Source organism: Pedobacter superstes, assembly GCF_037622515.1.
GTDB lineage: Bacteria > Bacteroidota > Bacteroidia > Sphingobacteriales > Sphingobacteriaceae > Paradesertivirga > Paradesertivirga superstes.
The window spans coordinates 173,402-194,316 of sequence record NZ_JBBJCN010000002.1; the positions used below are offsets into that span (position 1 = coordinate 173,402).

14 protein-coding genes are annotated in these 20,915 nt (G+C 41.9%); 5 read left to right on the forward strand and 9 right to left on the reverse strand.

The window, feature by feature from the left end; genetic code table 11:
* Window positions 1-35 precede the first annotated feature (35 nt).
* The 8 genes from WG906_RS19430 to WG906_RS06195 form a co-directional block, all read right to left on the reverse strand.
* The gene (locus tag WG906_RS19430; protein WP_431844461.1) at window positions 36-248 is read right to left on the reverse strand and encodes a prolyl oligopeptidase family serine peptidase; all 213 of its coding nucleotides are present in this window, start codon (window positions 246-248) and stop codon (window positions 36-38) included.
* Between the two features lie 154 nt (window positions 249-402).
* Window positions 403-645, reverse strand: coding sequence for a family 43 glycosylhydrolase (locus tag WG906_RS06165; RefSeq protein ID WP_431844462.1), 243 nt, complete (start codon window positions 643-645; stop codon window positions 403-405).
* 9 nt (window positions 646-654) lie between these two features.
* On the reverse strand, window positions 655-1,668 hold the full coding sequence (locus tag WG906_RS06170; protein WP_339991669.1) for a pectinesterase family protein: 1,014 nt from the start codon (window positions 1,666-1,668) through the stop codon (window positions 655-657).
* Window positions 1,668-2,375, reverse strand: coding sequence for a rhamnogalacturonan acetylesterase (locus WG906_RS06175; RefSeq protein ID WP_339991670.1), 708 nt, complete (start codon window positions 2,373-2,375; stop codon window positions 1,668-1,670). The genes WG906_RS06170 and WG906_RS06175 overlap by 1 nt, the downstream gene beginning before the upstream one ends.
* Before the next feature lie 62 nt (window positions 2,376-2,437).
* On the reverse strand, window positions 2,438-3,127 hold the full coding sequence (locus tag WG906_RS06180; protein ID WP_339991671.1) for a rhamnogalacturonan acetylesterase: 690 nt from the start codon (window positions 3,125-3,127) through the stop codon (window positions 2,438-2,440).
* A gap of 74 nt (window positions 3,128-3,201) precedes the next feature.
* Window positions 3,202-4,848 (reverse strand): glycoside hydrolase family 28 protein, encoded by a 1,647-nt coding sequence (locus WG906_RS06185; protein WP_339991672.1) that lies wholly within the window; start codon window positions 4,846-4,848, stop codon window positions 3,202-3,204.
* 8 nt (window positions 4,849-4,856) lie between these two features.
* Window positions 4,857-7,334, reverse strand: a complete 2,478-nt coding sequence (locus WG906_RS06190) for a glycoside hydrolase family 95 protein (protein ID WP_339991673.1) — start codon at window positions 7,332-7,334, stop codon at window positions 4,857-4,859.
* Between the two features lie 343 nt (window positions 7,335-7,677).
* Window positions 7,678-12,099, reverse strand: a complete 4,422-nt coding sequence (locus WG906_RS06195) for a hybrid sensor histidine kinase/response regulator transcription factor (RefSeq protein ID WP_339991674.1) — start codon at window positions 12,097-12,099, stop codon at window positions 7,678-7,680.
* Window positions 12,100-12,523: 424 nt separating this feature from the next.
* On the opposite strand from WG906_RS06195, the gene katG reads away from it, so the two are divergent.
* The 5 genes from katG (at window position 12,524) to WG906_RS06220 (ending at window position 18,173) form a co-directional block, all read left to right on the forward strand.
* Window positions 12,524-14,809 carry a catalase/peroxidase HPI gene (gene katG / locus WG906_RS06200; protein WP_431844464.1) on the forward strand — a complete coding sequence of 762 codons (2,286 nt, stop codon included), beginning with the start codon at window positions 12,524-12,526 and terminating at the stop codon, window positions 14,807-14,809.
* A 458-nt stretch (window positions 14,810-15,267) separates the two neighbouring features.
* The gene (locus WG906_RS06205) at window positions 15,268-15,468 is read left to right on the forward strand and encodes a hypothetical protein (protein WP_339991676.1); all 201 of its coding nucleotides are present in this window, start codon (window positions 15,268-15,270) and stop codon (window positions 15,466-15,468) included.
* A gap of 606 nt (window positions 15,469-16,074) precedes the next feature.
* Window positions 16,075-16,635, forward strand: a complete 561-nt coding sequence (locus WG906_RS06210) for a hypothetical protein (RefSeq protein ID WP_339991677.1) — start codon at window positions 16,075-16,077, stop codon at window positions 16,633-16,635.
* 460 nt (window positions 16,636-17,095) lie between these two features.
* Complete coding sequence (locus tag WG906_RS06215; RefSeq protein ID WP_339991678.1) at window positions 17,096-17,866, forward strand: phosphatase PAP2 family protein; 771 nt, start codon at window positions 17,096-17,098, stop codon at window positions 17,864-17,866.
* A 79-nt stretch (window positions 17,867-17,945) separates the two neighbouring features.
* The gene (locus WG906_RS06220) at window positions 17,946-18,173 is read left to right on the forward strand and encodes a hypothetical protein (protein ID WP_339991679.1); all 228 of its coding nucleotides are present in this window, start codon (window positions 17,946-17,948) and stop codon (window positions 18,171-18,173) included.
* 387 nt (window positions 18,174-18,560) lie between these two features.
* On the opposite strand, the gene WG906_RS06225 is transcribed toward WG906_RS06220, so the two are convergent.
* On the reverse strand, window positions 18,561-20,624 hold the full coding sequence (locus WG906_RS06225; RefSeq protein ID WP_339991680.1) for a copper-translocating P-type ATPase: 2,064 nt from the start codon (window positions 20,622-20,624) through the stop codon (window positions 18,561-18,563).
* Window positions 20,625-20,915: the final 291 nt, after the last annotated feature.

The following is a 20,915-nucleotide window of genomic DNA, read 5'->3' on the forward strand; positions in this document are numbered from 1 at the left end:
GTCTGGGGTGTAAAAAGCCCATTATTTCAAGCCCTTTATGGACGGTATAAATCCCATCTCCACCATCCAATCAGAACGGGGATTATTCTCAAGGCAATTCCGTGTCCTCCTTGAGAGAAAACATGCAGGCTTGACCGAAAATTTTTGTTCACTAGAGCTTCAAAATACCTCAGGCTATTTCTGGCATTAACTACATTATCATCATACGCATGAAACAATAAAAGCCGAAGGGGTTGCTGCAGTAACATTAAGATGGGGAGAAAATCCAGCTATTAGTGAGTTCGAAGGGCATTCTTTTAATAAATTTTTCTGACTCACTTTAATCCTTTTCCTTCGGCAACCATCACCGGGGCAGACCAGGGGCCGGCAGGATTTTTCGCTTTTACAACGTAAATTCCAAAATCAGGGTCGGGTAATAGATAAAAAACTCCCCATTGTGGAAACGTATAGATGGTGCCCAAACCCCTTCTCCAGTCTGCTTTTCATGAAGCGTTCAAAAGGTGGCTGAAATAACAAAGCATGACCAATAATTGACCAATTAACCAAATCTGTAGAATGGAGGATCGGTAGACCGGGAATATCTTCAAATGATGACGAAGTCAAATAATAATCGTTACCTACCCTGATAGCATCCGGATCTTTCATAAAGAGTATTTATTGGCTGGCAATTTCTGGAAGCCAGATTTCTGTTTTACTAAATATATTACGGAGTGTATACTTCTTAGCATCTCTACTTGAAAGTTGTTTTGACCATTTTACTCGCTTATCAGGTGCGGCCCCTTCTCCTCTGCTTTGATACTCAGCATAAAAAGCGGTTTTTTCTTTATTGGGAAACATCTTGTCACCTGGCCATGGGTGCCAGCCCTCAGGGGTTATATGCGATCCCATATCTGTTTTAATAAAGACTGTCTTTGCATAAGATCTCCATGGACGGCCGAGATAAACTTTTTTAGCCTCTGGTTCAGCTATTAATTTGCAATCAAAAAACACATACCCAAACGTTTGAGACTGTCTTTGTGCTGATGCTGTAATAAAGGAGTTGGTAAGACTGCGAATTGTACAACTCTGGAAAACACAGGTTGCTTCACCAAAGATAAAATCCGTAGTACCGGCAATCTCACAATTTTGGTAATACTGGCGGCTGTCTTCTGTAGCGGTATACAGCGTATCCTGATTTCCAAGGATGCGGCAGTTTTTAACGACAATCCTGTCACCTTCCACATGAAGTGCAACCGCTTGCCCTACCCGTCCGGCGGTGTTCTCAATCGTCAAATTTTCCAGCACTACATCATTTGCCTGTACCAAAACTGTGTAAGAAGTGTAAGTTGAATACTTTTCCAAGGCAAGAATATCTTTCCCATTGGGAACAGGTTTTCCTGAATAATCATTCCCGGTGATGATTGTAGACTCCGAACTCTCGCCGATTAAAGAGATATTCGTTTTCCAGGATGGAATAAACAGCTTCTCTTTGTATATTCCCTTCTTGATAAAGATTTTCACACGTTGCTGTCCAAGATCACGCACCGAATTTACGGCCTCCTGAATCGACTTATAATTACCGCTTCCATCCAAAGCTACGGTGATAGAAAGTGGAAAAGTTTGTTGAGCTATTGAAGTGCCTATGGAGGCGACTAAAAGAATTATATTAAATAAAAATCTGGTCATCATTATTTTGTTTTCGGTTTTACCAACCTGTTTATTAAATCTACGTTTGCCTTCTTCATTTCATCAAGCACAACTTCTGCAAGAAGCCTAGCCCCGTATTCGCTGAAATGGGTTCCATCATTAACCCCGTCGGGAAATTGAGGGTTTGATCCTGCTTCAGATATATTGAATAATGCTTTCGATCCATCTACTCCAAAAAAATCATACAACTCCCGGCTACGCTTATCGAGATCAATCATCGGAACTTTATATTCCGCGGCAACTTCTTCAACAACTTTAGAGTATTCAATATGTGTTTTCATTGCCTTCCCTTCAGTGTTAAACTTCCTCCTTGACACGGGTGTTACAAGAACCGGTTTAGATTGTTTAGCTCTGGACTCAGATATAAAACGAACAAGGTTTTTTCGATAATCTCCGGGCGAGGTATATCGTTCCCGGTATTGAGGTTCTTTGGCCTCATCATTATGGCCGAACTGTATAAAAACATAATCGCCCGGCTTTAATGCATCGGCAATGGGTTGCCAGCGATTTTCGCTGATAAAAGTTCGTGTGCTCCGGCCTCCCCTGGCATGATTTTCAACCTTTACTGTTTTATCAAAAAAAACAGCGAAGGGAGTTCCCCATCCGGTGACCGGAGCCTGTGAGACTGGTTGTGTACAAACTGTTGAATCTCCAATCAGGTAAACTGTAATTTCCTGCTCGGGTAACATAAATGAACAGAGTGTTAATATAACTAGTGGCGCAAAGACTCTTTTTGAGATAAACATGGTTCTTATTTCTTGGGCTTAGGCTTGAAAAAATGATCATTAATTTGCGCCGGGTTCTGGCTTTTCAACTCCGCATAAACTATCTCAGCCATTTTCCTTGCTCCTAACTCACTGAAATGCGTATTATCTTCTTTTCCCTCAGGATAGTTCGGATTCTGGCCGGGCCTGAGGTGATTGAACAACCATTTCGAATTATCAAGTCCATAATTTTGCAACAAATCGCGACTTTTACGGTCCAACTCGATCAGATTTACTTTCTTTTTCCTCGCCACTTTGCGTACGAGGTCTGAATATACTGGGTGAGTATCTGCGACCCTTCCATCTTTGGTGAAGCTTCTTCTAGCAGCCGGGGTAATCAATACAGGTATCGCCTCTTTAGCTTTAACATCTGTGATATACTTATTCAGGTTTCTTTGAAATTCCCTTTCTGTTGTGGACTGGACTTTTGACCGCACTTCGTCATTATGACCAAATTGAATCAGAACGATGTCCCCATTTTGAAGACTATCTAGTACTGGAGCCCATTTTCCGTCTTGCAGAAAACTCTTCGTGCTCCGACCGTTTTGTGCAACATTATAAATCACAGTGTTCGAAGTATCAACAAACTTAGAAAACACCATCCCCCAACCCGTTTCCGGATACGCCGCTAGTTGCTTTTCAGACATCGTGGAATCTCCCACCAGGAAAATCCTCATCTTGCGGGGTTTATTAATAAAGGACATCCCAATTATCCCGAGGACTATAAAAATATATTTAATGTACGATCTCATTATTTTAACGTTACTGAACTTTCTTTTGCGCCATTTTCAGCGACAATTCTGTGTTTAACCGTTTGGGTATTAGTATTACTTATTACGATACTTTTCGACCTCTCGCCGTTTACTTTACACAGCAATTCCGAGTTCTTGGAATACAATAGTTTATCTACGATTATCGACTGACTGCTTTCAACATACACCACCGGATTGGTCTGAGAAGTAATGACTCTAATGTCCTTTAAACTTATATTTTCAGCTTCAATGATCTCAATTCCTCTTTCAGTTCTCAGCTCAGCGTTCTGAATACGGATGTTTTTCACACTCATTTCAGGAAGTCCGCGTATAAAAATACCCTTTCTAGCTCCATGGCAAACCACATTCTGGATACTGAAATTTCTAAACTGGGGAGTTTCCTCACTTACTGCGGGCACTTCCACTTTCTCTCCTTTTGCTGGTGGTTTCGTAAAATAATACATGTCAAAGTATATGGCTTCATCTACGATATCCTTCATGTATATATTCCGGACATAGATATCTTCAACAATTCCACCACGGCCTCTGGCAGTCTTGAACCTCAGTCCTTTATCAGTTCCCATAAAGCTACAATCAGAAATAAAAATATTGCGCGCTCCCCCACTCATCTCGCTGCCAATTACAAAACCGCCGTGCCCTTTATACACGAAACTGTTTTTAATGAGCACATTTTCTGTTGGTATGCCCCGGTCGCGGCCGGCTTGATCCTTTCCTGATTTTATGCAAATTCCATCATCGCCGACGTCGAATGTACAACCATCAATCACAACATTTTTGCACGACTCCAGGTCAAGACCATCACCATTTTGTGCATAATCAGGGTTTTTAACGAAGACGTTCTTCATTGTTAAATCCTGACAAAGGAGCAAGTGAAGGCACCATGCAGGAGAGTTTTGAAAAGTCACCCCTTCAAGCAACACCTTTTTGCAAGCAGTAAAATTTAAGAGGGTTGGTCGTAGGTAATCCTTAACATCAGCATAATCCTCCATCCCCTTGGATGGGAGAATAGCTCCCGGATCTTTGGTTAGATGGCCTTTTTTTGTCTTTTCGGAAGGAAACCAGGTGCGCCCATCTTCACTTAGCAGGCCACCGCTGGCGATTTTCTCTTTCCATTCCCGCTCGGTTAAAGCGTCTTTGGTAATCATTCTCCAATGATCGCCGTTACCGTCTATCACTCCCGTACCAGTAATAGCGATATTCTCAAGATTGGTTCCTGAAAGAGGTGATAAATTCCGCATGGACGGTTTACCCTCGTAGTTGCCGCGAACCAAGGGGTATTGGTTAAAATCTGAGGTAAATAACAGGATGGCACTCCTGGTAATATGCAGGTTAACATTATTTTGCATCTGAACCGGACCAGTTAACCATACGCCACCGGGAATCAATACTACTCCTCCCCCTCTAACACTGCAGTCTATTATTGCCTTATTTATACCTGCGGTATTTAGGGTTTGCCCATCTGGTTTTGCACCGTAATTAGTGATATTGAATGTATCCTGTTTGAAGCTCGGCATCTCGGCTGTTGGAAGATTATCCCAACTATATTTTCTATTTGCATACTGTGCGCTGGTTGCAGCAAAGGTCAAAAGACCGATGGCCAGCAGGAAATAATGTTTATTTATCATATACTGAATTATCTTTTTGCAAATTCGTAAACCTTACCTGCCTGGGTTTCAAAGTCATAAAGATTTCCCTTTTGAATTTCGATACCCTTCAAAGAGGCCGCGTTGGCAATTAATGGCTTCTGTACATCAGCTATAGCGTAAAATGTATTTGAATTTAAACCAGTGGCAGATTTTAAAACTGTGGTCCCTTTTGCTGAAATCGCATTATGAACTTTTAGCCGGCAATTTCCGCCGAGATTTGATTTTATTTTCAAATTGATAATCTGCCCATTTTCCCAGGTTATATCCACTATAAAACCACCCCTTGCTATAAGCCCTTTTACAGTACCCTTTTTCCATTGGTCAGGAATAGCTGGTAGTAGATGTATATTTCCATCATGGGATTGAAGCAACATTTCCGCGATTCCGGAAGTACAGCCGAAATTTCCATCGATCTGGAACGGAGGATGAGCATCGAAAAGATTTGGATAGGTGCCACCATTTTGCCCGGATGTTTCCGCTGGTGCAGGGTTAAGCTGATCAGCAATTAATTTGTAGGCTCTGTTCCCATCCAGCAACCGAGCCCACAAATTTACCTTCCATCCCATGGACCAGCCCGTAGACTTGTCGCCTCGGGTTATCAAAGTGTTTCTTGCTGCTTCAAATAACTGAGGAGTGTTATCAGGAGAAATCTGGGCGCTTGGAAACAATCCATATAGATGCGAAACATGACGATGACGATCGTTTTCCTTATCCCAATCCTGTAGCCATTCCTGCAACTGCCCGAAGCGTCCTATTTGCATTGGCGGAATACGCTTGATCATTGATTTAAGAGTATCGGAAAAAGATTTATCTGTACCGAGTACGGAGGATGACCTGATAACGTTCGAAAAGACGTCAAACACAAGCTGATTATCCATAGTCGTTCCGGCACTTACGCCAACTCCACTCTCGTAGGTATTTTCCGGTGACATAGACGGAGCCACGACCAACCACTTATGCGTGGGCTCTGTCTGCAGGACATCCACATAAAACATTGCCGCGCCCTTTAAAATTGGATAGTACTGCTTTAAAAAGCCTTTATCGCCAGTAAACAAATAATGTTGCCATAAATGCTGACTCAACCAGGCCCCACCCATCGGCCACATTCCATAAAACCCACCGTCGACAGGACCTGTGATCCTCCATGCGTCGGTATTATGATGAAGATTCCATCCTCTTGCATGATACATCTGGGAAGCGCTTTCCTTACCGGTAATTGAAAGGTCTTTTAACATCTGGAAAAGTGGCTGATGCATTTCAGGTAAGGCAGTTACTTCAGCAGGCCAATAGTTCATCTCTGTATTAATATTAACAGTGTATTTACTATCCCAGGGCGGGCTTAATTTGTCATTCCATTTCCCTTGAAGATTAGCCGGATGAGAACCAGGCAAAGAGCTTGAAATTAACAGATAGCGCCCGAACTGAAAGTAGAGTGAGGTTAATGCCGGATCCTGGCCTTTTGCAAATTCTGCAATTCTGATATTTGTTGGCTTCTTAATAGCATCGCTTGTGCCCAGATCAAGGGATACTCTGTCAAAATACTTTTTGTAAGATGTGATATGAGCCGCCTTAATAGTACTATAACTTTTCTTTAATGCATTGTTTAGGTGACTTGCAGCTTTTTGAACCTCATTACCGCTGATATCCTTATAATTAATGTAGTTCGTCCCAATAGAAATAAACAGTGTTACAGCATTGGCATTTGATATTTGAATAGTGCTGTCGGTAGCAAACACTTTTCCTCCTTCAGCCTGAGGTTGTACCTGGATCTGATAGCGTACCTTTCCCTTTTTATTATCAGTAGAACTTGAAAGTCCAGACAATAGCAGTCTCCCGTTCTTTGTCTGTACCTGATACTCCTTAAAAGGGCTGTTCATTCCAAGTGTAAATGAAATTTTCCCGGGCTTATCAGCAGTAAGTCGTACCAGTAAAATTTGGTCTGGAATAGAAGTAATGTATTCCCGCCTGAAATTGACTCCATTATTGCGATAAGAAACACTGCTCACGGCCTTGCTTATGTCAAGATCACGACGATAGTTTGTTGCCTGCTCCTGACCCCGAAAACGAATAAATAAATTCCCGGCAGTTTGATACTGCATACCGTGATTCAGATCCGGAGGTGCAGATCTGGGAAATGTCAGATTTGAAAGAGCTTGAGCTTCCTTGTATTTTCCGTCAAAAAGCAGCTTTCTAATTTTCTCTATAGGCTCGTAAACATTTTTAGGAATGTTATTGCCTGGCTCGCCAGCCCATATGGTCTCTTCGTTTAGTTGCAGTCGGTCATTATTTAAATCGCCAAAAACCATGGCAGCCAGACGACCGTTCCCAATAGGAAGAGCTTCATTCCAATTTGTTGCGGGTTTGTCGTACCAGAGACTTAATCTTTCTTCTGCCTTTTGTGCAAATGATTTGATAGCGAATATCAACAGCATACAAAGCAATAGTGTGTGTTTTTTTGGTTTCATATTTATTATTTCTGATTAGTTTTTATACTTAAGCGCCAACAAAATATAATGTCCTCTAAGCAACTTCGCAGCGAATGGCACCCTCATGCATTAGATGGAATCGGTTATAATTTTTGTTTAATAAGCATGGCTTATAAGGTGAAGACCTAATTGACTTCATATCTCAATTGGCAGCTGTTTATCATCCGACCGCGTGTACAAATATGAATTAAGCGTGTGGTAGGAAAGACCAAATATTGGGCAATTTGGTCATTTTTTTAGTCAAAACACTCAACTGACCACTCCTTTCCACCTAAGTTAAGCTGCGTGATACAAACTGGTTGTTTTAAGCTGCAGTATTCAGCTATCGCTTTCTGATGGCTCTGATATAATCTGAAGGGTTCTGCTTATAGCGTTTTTTGAAACAGAACGTAAGATATTTAGGATTAGTGAATCCCACGGAATAGGCGGCAGTGGATATATTATCCTCACCTGCATCAAACAAATTTTTAACTTTTTTTAGCCGGACTTCTCGCACAAGCTCTACTGGTGTCAAATTGGTTAGACTCTTCAACTTTCGGTAGAAGGTTGACCTACTCATATTTAACTGATCTACTACATCTTCAATATTGAATTGGGAATCAGAAAGTTTTTCTTCTACAATAGCTATAACCTTTTCGAGAAATTTCTTATCAAGTTCCGTCATTACCATTTCTAGTTCGGTAACATTAACATCAGTTTCAGCCTCAGAGTCAGTCATTTCCGGCGAACTTATTGAGACCTTTTCCTCCATCATAAGAGTTCTCAGAACCTTCTGCCGCCTTGAAATAATGGTGTTAACGGCGCCCTCCAATAGCTCCATCTTGAAAGGCTTTGTAATATAGTAGTCTGCACCATACCGCAATCCTTCTAATTGCGTCTCAACAGAGTATTTAGCGGTAAGTAAAATAACTGGTATATGACTGATTGCATTATCCGATTTTACTGCATCAAGCAACTGAATCCCATCCATTTCGGGCATCATAACGTCTGACAGGATCAAATCGGGCGATAAACTTCGAGCTTTGTTTAAACCTTCAAGGCCATTTATAGCAGTTTCTACTTTATAGGTCCCTGACAATTTGGAGCTGAGAAACAAGCGCAGTTCATCATTGTCTTCTACGATAAGAACCAACCGCGACATTGCACTCGTATTTTGGGATAGCTCTTCACTTGTGGAAAAGTTTTGCGGCTGTTCATCTAACCACAGCTTTTGAGTAATTTCACAATCATTTTTGGTCTTCAATTCCATAGCATCAGAAGAATTCTGAGGCAGGATAAACCCCACCTTTAACCCTCCGATATCCTGATTTGAAGCGTATATCTTTCCATTGTGCAGCTCAATAAGCTCCTTAGAAAGAGCTAAGCCAATCCCCGAACCCTTAACCTGATGGTCTTTTTTATGGTTTCCTTCGTAGTATAATTGGAAAATTTTTTCCAGTTCGGTGGCTTCAACACCTGGCCCCTGATCAGCGACTTCCAGGGTTAAATTTTGCAGATCATCAGACTGAAGTATTTGGACAAAGATTGATGAATTGTTATCAGAGAACTTTATTGCGTTAGCTAAAAGATTATAAACTACGATTTCTATTTTATCACGGTCAATATTTACGACCATTTTGGGAGTATTTTTACGAACTTCTATCCTGATATTCCGGTTCATTAACGTATCACGGAAGTATTCAATAATTGAATTAATAAAGCCAACTATTTCAACTCCTTCCCACTTCATATTCACATTACCGCTTTGAACCTTTCTTAAATCCAGCACCTGATTTACAAGGCGAAGCATTCGATGCGAATTGTTAACAACAACATTTATATAATCATTCTCTTTTTTTGAGAGATTTGTACTTTTCTGAATCTCCTCAATCGGATTGATGATTAAAGTCAAAGGGGTTCTTAATTCATGAGATATCTGCGTAAAAAAATTGAGCTTCAATTCTGCCAGCCGCTTTTCGACCTCTACAGACTGCTTTAATTTCAAAACGGTGACCACAACCCGACGTATCAAAAATGCAGCGAAAACAAATAAGAGGGCGTAAAGCAGATATGCCCACCACGTCAACCAGAATGGGGGAGAAATAATAATATTTATTGATTTGAATGGAGCTTTTCTGTACAAATCGTCATTTAAACTCTTGACTTCGAATGTATAATCACCAGGAGGTAACTTAGTGTAGGTTGCCCTTTTTTGACCCGCGCTATTGTTCCAAACACTGTCAAAACCCAATAACCGGTGGGCGAAATTCTGATTTTCTGTTGAATGAAAATCTAGTATAGCGAAATCGATGCTGATTGAATTTTGATCATGCTTTAATACTAGCCTCCTTGTTTCGTTAATAGTAAATTTTAACGGAGAACCTTGCCCTGGAATGATATCCTGGCTGTTCACTTGCAAATTTGAGAATACAAGGTTTGCATTAGTCTGCGAAGACTTAATCTGTTTAGGATAAAAGGTGATCAACCCGGAAGATGTGCCAAATACAATTTTGCCATCTTGAGCTCTTGAGCAGGAAGCTTCGGAAAAATTGGCTGCTCCTAACCCGTCATTTCTGTTGAAGGTTTGCCACTTTCTGTCCTTTAATGAGAATTTTAATAAGCCATTTTGACTTGCTATCCAAAGATTTTTCTGCTCATCTTCAATTCCGCTAAGTAAGTAATCGCTGGGCAAGCCGTTTTTTACAGAGAAATTTATAAAGGAAAGTTTTTGCAAGGGATTAGAACGGGAGGCTAGATTCAAACCGCCAGTCGTTGTTAATACCCACATATTATTGTCAGAATCGCGTATTATATACTGAACATCATTCCCTCCTAAACTATGAATATCGCCGGCTTTTTTTCTGTAAGCACGAAACAAATACCGTTCCGGCGTCCCTGAATTGGGATTAAAAATCAGCAAACCGTCGGTTGTACCAACCCAGATAAGCCCCTTCGAGTCTTGAGCAATATGCCTTATTTTCCGAAAACCTTCCTTTGGATAATTTCGAAAACTATTTTTTAAAGTCTTAAAAGCCGTTTTACCTCGGCCACTATTAATCAAAATCAAGCCTTCTTCATAAGAACCCGCCCAAAGTCGGCCCTCACGATCCTGAAATAAGCAATAAATAGAATTGCTACTAATTGATTCCTTCATTTGGCTGACCGTATATTGATAAACTAAATAATCAGCATGAGTATTTTTTGAAGGCACTGCCTGTATAAGGCCGTTTGCTTTAGTTCCAAACCAAATATTATTCTTTGAGTCTTCACAAATTGAATAGATTCCCGCTTTATTTATTGATTTCCCGTTCAAAGGACCCTCACTTATCTGGCCTCTTTCATCGACGAATAGTTTCCCTGCTTTTGTTCCCGCCCACAGGCGATTTTTGCTATCGAAAAGCACTCCCCTTACATCATTATCTTCGTTGCTCTTCCCTGCAGGAACTAATATCTTTCTTGTGAACGCCTGCTCTTGAAATACAATTTTGCTAATACCATCATAGCCCGAACCGATCCAAAGTACCCCTGTAGTGTCATAGAACACTCTGGTTATGATTCCAGGCAGCATTTGATGGCGATTGTCTAATAATTTTTCTAAAGGGATAACACCTCGACTTTCTGATTGAAAGACATGTAATTGCTTGTTGATGTTTATCCATACCCGCGCATCTTTATCTTCGAACATTGGATAGTTAATGACGCCAGGATCATAAGGGTAAGCATTTCTCACAAAGAGATGTTGAGTCGTCCTGGTCTTGGGGTCATATCTTATTACCACAGAAGATGCAGACTCAATCCATAGGTTGCCACGACTGTCTTCAAAAACATATGACAAAGTGGAAGAGTCCTTTGTCTTCAAAAGTAAAGTTGGCCTACCCTGTGCGGATATAGAGTAAAGCTCCCCGCTTAAAGTTGTGCAGTAGAATACATTTGATCGCCTGGATTCGCTAATCTTGGTTATGGAGGATGCAAATTTGATTTCGCCAATTTTAGCTAGATTTTTGTCTACGCCAATTAAACTTCCTGAATTTCCTAATAACCATGTGTTACCATCTCCTACTTCAACCAGAGAGGTAATCTCTTGATGAACTTTTAAGGACAAATTAATTACTCTGTATCTTTCATCAGAGACCTTTCTAATATGGACAATACCTCCTTTTGTACCTACCCATGCATTACCATCTTTATCAACTTGAAAAAAATCAATAGAATTAGAAGGCAATTTGTGATTTGAATCTTTATTGCTGGCAAATACTGTAATCCTTGGCTGAGCGCCATGAGAATTAGAAATTAGGTAGACACCCATCCGTTCTGATTGCAGCCAAAGGTTCGATCCTTTGGCTGACCATATTCTGGTGAACGAAATCTTGTTTAAGGCTGGCTGATTCAATATTTTAGACAAAGATTCGATATCCCCGGTCCGTTTATCAAAACGATATATTCGCTTGTCATATGCCTTCAGCCAGAAATGCCGCGATTGATACCCCTCAACTATCTCATCTATTCTATTACTCTCCAGACTGGACCGATCGCCTGGATATGACTTATACGTTACAAATCGCAATCCATCAAAACGGGTTATGCCGGCCCATGAGCCAAACCACATAAATCCCTCCTTATCCTTGATGACATCTGTGATCCTGTTATCAGATAATCCCTCCGCGGTAGAATAATGCCTGACGTTTGTTACTATCTGCGAAAAGGCCTGGAGTTGGCTAAATAGTAAAACAACTACAATTATTCTAATTTTTATGGCTGAATACATGAGCATTGAAAGCGTTACTCGCAAAAGATTTTTCTTCGAGCTAAATGGGCACAACGAATAAACTTTAAAGGTACATTAAATGGCCCTCATTTCATTTAAAGTTAAAAAAAAGTCATAGCATTTCTTCCTATGGTTTCGAATTCGGAGGTAAAACCTGTCAGTAGTAAACGAAGCCAAACCATAGGTGACCTCCATTTTAGTCAAAATAGTTTCATATGAACGTTCAACTTATTCGTAGTACTCCAAAGACGCATTCAGCTTATTACCGACGCCCAGTCCGTATTCGCTGGACACCACCATAGAGTCACGAATGAAACCCTGTCCACCATTATCAATTTCATCTATATCACTATCAATTTTTAAAATGGAAATTGAATAGTATAATCCCGTAAATTAGATGTTCAGACGAATCAATTTATAAAACATGGAAAATACGATTGAAGGCATGAACAGCGAAAGCGCAGGAAAATGCCCATTCTCGGGCGCAGCCCTAAAAAACGCTTCTGGCGGCACCAAAAACCGCGATTGGTGGCCAGATAAATTAAACATTGGTATTCTCCGGCAGCATGCCGCAATTTCCGACCCTATGGACCCGGGATTTAATTATGCAAAAGCGTTTCAAAGCCTTGACCTGCAGGCAGTAAAAACCGACCTGCATGCATTAATGACCGATTCTCAGGATTGGTGGCCTGCTGATTTCGGGCACTATGGCCCACTTTTCATCAGGATGGCCTGGCACAGCGCCGGCACCTACCGCGTGTTTGATGGCCGTGGTGGCGGAGGCATGGGCTTGCAACGTTTTGCTCCTTTAAATAGTTGGCCTGATAACGTAAATCTTGACAAGGCACGGAGGCTTTTGTGGCCCGTTAAGCAAAAGTATGGTAAAAAGCTATCGTGGGCAGATTTAATGATACTGGCTGGTAATGTTGCATTAGAAAGCATGGGCTTTAAAACATTTGGTTTTGCGGGTGGCCGTGCTGATGTTTGGGAACCAGCCGAAGATGTATTTTGGGGCTCAGAAACAACCTGGCTGGGCAACGAAGACCGTTACGGAAAAGGTGTTGAGGGTGTTGCATCCCACGGCGTATTACCTTCTGATGAGGATGCAGATGGAAAAATCCACTCCCGCGACTTAAAAGAACCCTTAGCTGCTGCACACATGGGCCTGATTTATGTAAATCCGGAAGGACCAGATGGCAACCCCGACCCAATTGCAGCCGCAAAAGATATACGTACTACTTTCAGCCGAATGGCTATGAATGATGAGGAAACAGTTGCCCTGATTGCAGGCGGACATAGCTTTGGCAAAACGCACGGAGCCGCATCTTCAGACAATGTGGGTAAAGAGCCGGAAGCCGAAGGCCTGGAACTGAATGGATTTGGCTGGGTTAATAGTTTTGGCTCGGGGAAAGCCGGCGATACCATTACCAGCGGATTGGAAGTTACCTGGACCACCACGCCTACACAATGGAGCAATAACTTTTTTGAAAATCTTTTCGCGTTTGAATGGGAATTGACCAAAAGCCCGGGCGGCGCACATCAGTTTGTGGCGAAAGATGCCGGAGAGATTGTGCCGGATGCCCATGATCCTTCAAAAAAGCATCGACCTACCATGCTCACAACCGATTTATCGTTGCGGCTGGACCCTGAATATGAAAAAATTTCAAGACGCTTTTTAAATGACCACAATGCTTTCGCGGATGCTTTCGCTCGTGCATGGTTCAAGCTAACCCATCGCGATATGGGTCCGCGTTCCCGTTACCTCGGACCAGAGGTTCCCCGGGAGGAGTTGTTGTGGCAGGATCCGATTCCGGCAGTTAATCACACTTTAATTGATGAACAGGATGTTGCAGCACTCAAAGGGATGATTCTGGGAGCTGGCCTTAGTGTTTCTGAAATGGTTTCTACTGCCTGGGCGTCTGCTTCTACTTTCCGTGGTTCCGATAAGCGTGGTGGTGCCAATGGTGCCCGCATCAGGTTGGCGCCGCAAAAAGATTGGCATGTAAATAATCCTATTCAGCTAACCAAAGTACTGGCAATTTTTGAAGGTATTCAAAATCAGTTTAATGGAGCAGCGGAAGGAGGAAAAAAAGTGTCACTTGCCGATTTGATCGTGTTAGCAGGAAGCGCTGCTGTTGAAAAAGCAGCAGGCGATGCTGGATTCAACGTACCCGTACCTTTCGCTCCGGGCCGCATGGATGCATCTGCCGAACAGACCGATGTAGAATCTTTTAAATACCTCGAGCCAAAAGCAGATGGTTTCCGTAATTACCGGAAATTCAACACGCCGGTATCGACAGAGGCGCTGTTGATTGATAAAGCACAAAGCCTGACGCTAACAGTTCCGGAACTAACGGTGCTCCTTGCAGGCATGCGTGCATTGAACACGAATTTCGATGGCTCTAAGCATGGTATTTTCACAGACCGCCCTGGTGTGCTCACAAACGATTTTTTGGTTAAGCTACTCGATATGGGCACAGCATGGAAAGCGATGGGCGAAGACAAGGAACTATATTTAGGTACAGACCGTAAAAGCGGGCAACCTAAGTATACCGCTACTCGTGCGGATCTTGTTTTTGGATCAAATGCTGAGTTGAGAGCAGTAGCAGAAGTTTACGCAAGCACAGATGCTGAAGAAAAATTTGTTAGAGACTTTATAGCAGCCTGGGTAAAAGTGATGAACCTTGACAGGTTTGATATAAACCAATAAGCTGGTTCTATAAAATAAAGAAGCCGCCTCATATTTAATCAAGTATGAGGCGGTTTTTTGCTGAAGTTTAAGAGAGTATTATACTTTGGACTTGTAAAATTTGACTGTGTTATTTGCGTCGGGTCCACAGCTCTCAATGACTAAGGAGGCGGTTCCGGTTAATTCAAATCTGGCTTCATTCTTTCAAACCCCAAAATCGCTATTTTTTTTCGATAACCCTTTAGCCAGCGGCATTTCAGCCCGAAACCACTCCCCTCACCTCCATTTCCCTCAAATTTCCAATTTCTATTTTCATAACCCGGCTTCAACAGCCATTTCGAAACTCGCAATCCCTCTCGAATCACTCTTTACAGTTTAACAACGCCTTTTCGGGAGCCTTTCACAATTTTCTAAAAGTGCCTGAGGGTATTGACTTTGCCTCGTACCCGCCTTAACTTTAAAGAAAAAAAAAACACCTTATGAAACATATACCACGACTGTTTATTTACACCGCCGACATGGTACGGATCAGCGGGAAATGCGAGCGCAGCTGTCAGCGGCTCATGCAAAAAATGAGAGAACATTTTGGCTTACAGAAAGGCCAGGAAATAACGCTATATCAGGCAAGCAAATACCTTAATGTTCCCACAGACCAGCTGGCTCCCTACCTGATGAGCTAGGCTTAACAACACAAAACGGTTCTTTCCCATAAGCTCCAACGCCGGCACGGTGTTGGGGCTTTTTATTTTACCGGGTTTGCCGGAATATATAATTAATGAGCCCGGTAGAATAGTAAAGCTGGGTCGACCGTACCCGCCTTGATCCCCTCCTTGAAAAAAAGAAAGGGAAAATAAAGCCCCTGGAAACCATATTGAAATTTTAGTCTGATTATTTTTGGATTCAGGTGTCGGCCACCGCAGAACGATGGGCCGCCAGATTGCAATGATTACCCGCATTTAAATCAAACCGTCATTTTCGTACATAGCCCACAAATACACAATTCCCGGTAGCAATCCGACAGCATTTCCGCGGGCATTCCCTGAGCAGTTCTTGAGCGGTCCTTAAGCGGTCCTATAGCGGTTCTAAGAGCCGCGTCAAAATCAGACATTACGGCACAAAAACGCCATTTCCGTTTATAGCCGTCAACCTGGTACAAAACTGTGAAAAACCGCCTTTACGGCACCAGACATGAGGTATTAGTCCGATCTCGCCTTACCTTTGACTCAAGCATTTCGTTACCGGTAATTTCAAATGTGAAACAGATTGTTTAACATAAAAATAAAAACATGGAATTAAAAAATAATGATTTAGTAAAAGGTGCAAGCGGCCGCATCGGCGACCAGTTAGTTTACAGGCAGCGCGGGGGTAAAACAATTATCGCCAAAAGGCCGAGGCCAAAAATCAAGCCCGACACAATTTCTCAGATAACAACACGGGAGCTGTTTTACAACGCTGTGCTGTACGCTAAAACAGTGATTGCTGACGAAGCAACAAAAGCCATCTATCAAGCCAAAACTCAGGGAAACCAGACGGCTTATAATCTTGCAGTCTCTGATTTCTGTAAGGCACCGGAGATCAGGTTATGTGATTCTTCTGATTATACCGGTCTGATGGGACAGGTAATAAGGATCCGGGCAACCGACGATTTTAAAGTAGAATCGGTACGGCTAGAGATTAAAGACAGCAGCGATGCTGCAATCGAGGAAGGCGAAGCAGTGTTGGGAACTAACGGTGTCGACTGGATCTACAACACTACAGCAGCAAACCCTCTTCTGGAAGGCACAAAGCTGATTGTTAGTGCTGCCGATATACCGGGCAACGTTACCAAAAAGGAGTTTATCCTTTAGATTGAATAATTCCCTGGGGCTGGTTCAGATAGAACCGGCCTCTTTTATGTATTCCTGTGCTAAAGTCCGACTCCCCAACTAACCTATCGCTTAATAATTGAGCTTAAAAAGAGCAGTAACGACCTGGGCCTCCGGTCAAAAAGCCGACAAAAGGAAATTATACAAACATTCAGCTATTTCTAAACCAATATCAAATTTCAAGTATCCGGCAAACCAACAATCCAGTCCCTACTATCCTATGAAGACCGGAATCCTTCAGTGCCGGATAAAGTTCTCTGCTGATTTAAGCGCTTTATATATTCGTACAACTAACTACTGATTTACAGGAGCGGGTCTGGCAACTACTCCGCAAGGAGGAAAATTCAAGGATCTTTTTTAAATTAAATAAAAAGCAATAAATAATGACTTTTTGAAGATTTTTATAGTGAATCGCTTGCTTATCTTTAATGAAGCCAGCCCCATGAAATTTTTCATATTGACATTCCTGCATTTTCTTGCCTTTCAATTCACAACATTCGCACAGGATACTATTAGTCGCCCGCCGGATTCCTCCAAAACCGCGAAAAGCTTTCATGTTAGTTCGAAACTGATTGCGTACGGCGCACCTGCATTGTTATTGTCGTATGGATTTATGTCCTTAGAAAATAAACCTGTTCAAAATCTGGACATCGGTATCAGACATGAGCTTGTTGAGGGAAAGCCAGGTTTTTCAACGCATTGGGACGACAACCTGCGCTACGCCCCTATTATGGCGGTATATTCGTTAAATCTTCTTGGGATTAAAGGAAAAAACAATTTGATCGACCGCTCTGCTATTTATCTGATTTCAAATATCATTATGAGTAAATCGGTTGACTTCCTCAAAGACAAGACTCACAAACTCAGACCCTCTCAAGGAGACTTTCGCTCGTTTCCATCCGGACATACAGCCTTAGCGTTTGGAGCAGCGGAATTCATGAGACTGGAATATAAAGATAAATCGCCATGGTTTGGATATACTGCCTATTCGATAGCAGCAGCAACGGGGGCAATCAGAATGGTCAAGAATGAACATTGGTTAAGCGATGTACTAGCTGGTGCAGGCGTAGGTATTTTGTCAACCAAAGCCTCTTATACTCTTTACCCCTGGCTTAAGAAAAAAATTATTGGCAGTAAAAACCTTAATTTCCGCTCCAGCCCCTTTGTTGACCATGGAGTAATTGGCTACTCTATCATTGTACCTTTAAACTGACAAAGGCCCGGATATTGCGGTTTTTAAGTCATAGTAACCAATCGGCCATAATCTTGGTTAAAGCCAATCATAATCATAGGTGATCTTTCAGACTCATTTACACCTTCTTATTACCCACCTTCCTATATTCGGATCAATAACAGGAGCTATTGTTTTAGCCTATGGACTGGCCATTAAAACGCCACCAACATTAAGCGTAGCTTATCTTGTTTTAATTATATCGTCTGTCGGTGCCGTAATAGCACATCAAACCGGAGAAGCCGCAGAGGAGACTGTAGAGCATCTTCAATGTATTTCTAAAATCTGATACATGAGCATGAAGAGTCGGCGGAAATAGCGTTAATTGCCATGATTATTGTTGGTGTATTTGCGTTGGTCGCATTTTTCCAGTTTACAGAATTCACCTTACTCTTACTCCATTGCCTGGGTCACCCTGGTTTTATCTTTATCAGGCTTTGGTATTATCGCCAGGAAAGGTTACCTGGGGTGGTTAGATCAGACATCCTGAAGTTAGTTCGAGGATAGCTACGGAGCCCCGAGGCCAGGAAATCACTATGACGATTAGTTGTAAGGTACTGTAACTATTAACCAGCACATAGAACTTAAAATACCTTCTGGTATCTGTCAAACTCCTGAGCCTCCGCTACCTGTTAAGTAACATGAAAGCACCTTAAAAAAACGACTATTAATTGTCTTATCTGCTTATTCGCAAGAACTGGGCATTAACAGCTACTATTATAGTACTTAGGCTCATTAAAACGGCTCCCGCTGCCGGACTAAGCATAAAAGCCGGATATAAAATGCCCGCCGCTAAAGGAATTGCTATTACGTTGTATCCAACTGCCCAAATCAGATTTTGAATCATCTTTCGATAGGTAGCCCTGCCAAATTTTATCATACCAACCACATCGTGAGGGTCGCTGTTTACCAAGATAATATCTGCTGTTTCTGCCGCAACATCGGTTCCTGATCCAACGGCTATTCCAACATCTGCCAGCGCTAATGCAGGAGCATCGTTAACTCCATCGCCCGTCATTGCAACAAATTCGCCTTTTTGTTGGAACTCTCTAACCTTTTCTTGTTTTTTGTCGGGTAGAACATTAGCTAAAAAGCCATCCATTCCTAAGGTTTTCGAAACCGACTCTGCAACATGTTCGTTATCTCCTGTAAGTAAATAAGATTTGATCCCCATAGATTTCAGTTCGGCAATAGCAGCAGCCGATGAAGGGCGGATTGTATCTGCAAGAGTTATAATCCCTGCCGTTATACCATCAATAATTAAAAAGTTAACCGTTTCCGAAGCCTGGTCGATTTGTTCAGGGATATCTGGCATGGGTTTATTTTCATTTTTGAAATAGTTAGGCCCTCCGGCAACTACCTTCTTTCCTTTAGCGATCCCTGCTACACCTATTCCAGGTAAATAGCCAAATTCAGAGGAAGTCCAAAGTTCAAGCTTTTTTTCCCCTAGTGTTTTTAATACTCCTTTAGCTATATAATGTTCTGAATTCTGCTGCAGAGCTGCCGCGTATTGCAAAATATCATTTTCCGTGTATTGATTATCCAGTGAAATAACCTGTTTAACCTGATGGGATCCTTCAGTTAAAGTCCCGGTTTTATCAAAAATAACAAGCGTTAATTTTCTGGAGTTTTCAAAAGCTGTGCGGTTTCTAATAAGAAGTCCATTTATCGCGGCCTGCGATGTCGAAATTGCTACTACTAAGGGAATGGCCACACCCAGAGCATGTGGGCAGGATGTTACCATTACAGTCACCATTCGCTCTAAAGCAAAAGCCAAACTACCTTCCTTGCTAAACCAAAATATAAAAGTTGCTATCCCAATAGTGAGTGATACATATGTTAGCCATTTTGCCACCTTATTTGCAAGATTCTGGGTGAAAGATTTGGCAGCCTGTGCTCCTTCTACCATTTTAATAACCTTGTTCAGGTAGCTATCTTTGCCGGTGCCCGTAACCAGTACTTTTACAGACCCATCTCCATTAATAGAGCCGCCTATAACTTTATCATCTTTCTGTTTTTCGACAGGAAGGCTTTCACCGGTTAGCATACTTTCGTTTACAGACGAATACCCATCAATAATTTCTCCGTCGGCAGGAATCTTTTCTCCGGGCTTTATTAAAATTATATCAGCCTTTTTGAGCTCGTTTAAAGGGATATCGAAAACAGAGCCGTTTCGTTCTATATGAACAGTTGAAGGAAGCAATGCGACTAATGATTCTAATGCCCGTGAAGCCGCCATTTGCGACCGCATCTCAAAATAATGGCCAAGCAACATAATATCAATTAAAGTCGCCAGCTCCCAGAAAAAATCCATACCCGGTAAACCAAAAATAACCGCCGTACTGTACGCAAATGCGACTAATATAGCAATGGCGATCAGAGTCATCATGCCTGGACTAGAGGATTTCATCTCCCTCACCATTCCAACTAAAAATGGCTTCCCTCCATACACAAAAATCGTCATGCTTAATCCCCACAAAACAAATTTAGAACCGGGAAACACTAAACGGTATCCAAACCAATGTTGAATCATTTCAGACAACATCAAAACCGGAATTGTCAGAACGAGACACAGCCAGAACCGCTTTAAAAAATCTGCTGTATGGTGCCCCATATGTTCATCATGCTCCAAATGGATATCATGAACTTTTTCATGCCCTGATGATGGGTGCGAATCGTGGTTGGTGTGAGCACGGGCTTTTTTGGGTTGGTGCTGATGACGATTCTGATAATTTTCCATAATCGCATTTAATTTAGTAAACACACTATGTTACAGTTAATTATCCAGACAATGAAAATTCTATCTCAAATTAATGTGAATAAATAGGGCATCTACAATCCTGCCGCTATTTCAAAATTAAAGTTATTGCATTTGTGCTGCGCCATCCTTGAAGATTCTCGTTGCAAAGGCCGCAAATTAAAATGCCTGGGCTGTATAAGCCCCAAAGGCAGAAATATGGTAAGCAAAAAGCCAAACTGTTTTGTTTGGGAAGCATACTATATAAATATATACTACAAAAGCAGGCAAACA

Coding starts and splice junctions, on each gene's coding strand:
- WG906_RS19430 (WP_431844461.1), bottom strand. CDS start 248: ATGTTACTGCAGCAACCCCTTCGGCTTTTATTGTTTCATGCGTATGAT.
- WG906_RS06165 (WP_431844462.1), bottom strand. CDS start 645: ATGAAAGATCCGGATGCTATCAGGGTAGGTAACGATTATTATTTGACT.
- WG906_RS06170 (WP_339991669.1), bottom strand. CDS start 1,668: ATGATGACCAGATTTTTATTTAATATAATTCTTTTAGTCGCCTCCATA.
- WG906_RS06175 (WP_339991670.1), bottom strand. CDS start 2,375: ATGTTACCCGAGCAGGAAATTACAGTTTACCTGATTGGAGATTCAACA.
- WG906_RS06180 (WP_339991671.1), bottom strand. CDS start 3,127: ATGAGGATTTTCCTGGTGGGAGATTCCACGATGTCTGAAAAGCAACTA.
- WG906_RS06185 (WP_339991672.1), bottom strand. CDS start 4,848: ATGATAAATAAACATTATTTCCTGCTGGCCATCGGTCTTTTGACCTTT.
- WG906_RS06190 (WP_339991673.1), bottom strand. CDS start 7,334: ATGAAACCAAAAAAACACACACTATTGCTTTGTATGCTGTTGATATTC.
- WG906_RS06195 (WP_339991674.1), bottom strand. CDS start 12,099: ATGTATTCAGCCATAAAAATTAGAATAATTGTAGTTGTTTTACTATTT.
- katG (WP_431844464.1), top strand. CDS start 12,524: ATGGAAAATACGATTGAAGGCATGAACAGCGAAAGCGCAGGAAAATGC.
- WG906_RS06205 (WP_339991676.1), top strand. CDS start 15,268: ATGAAACATATACCACGACTGTTTATTTACACCGCCGACATGGTACGG.
- WG906_RS06210 (WP_339991677.1), top strand. CDS start 16,075: ATGGAATTAAAAAATAATGATTTAGTAAAAGGTGCAAGCGGCCGCATC.
- WG906_RS06215 (WP_339991678.1), top strand. CDS start 17,096: ATGAAATTTTTCATATTGACATTCCTGCATTTTCTTGCCTTTCAATTC.
- WG906_RS06225 (WP_339991680.1), bottom strand. CDS start 20,624: ATGGAAAATTATCAGAATCGTCATCAGCACCAACCCAAAAAAGCCCGT.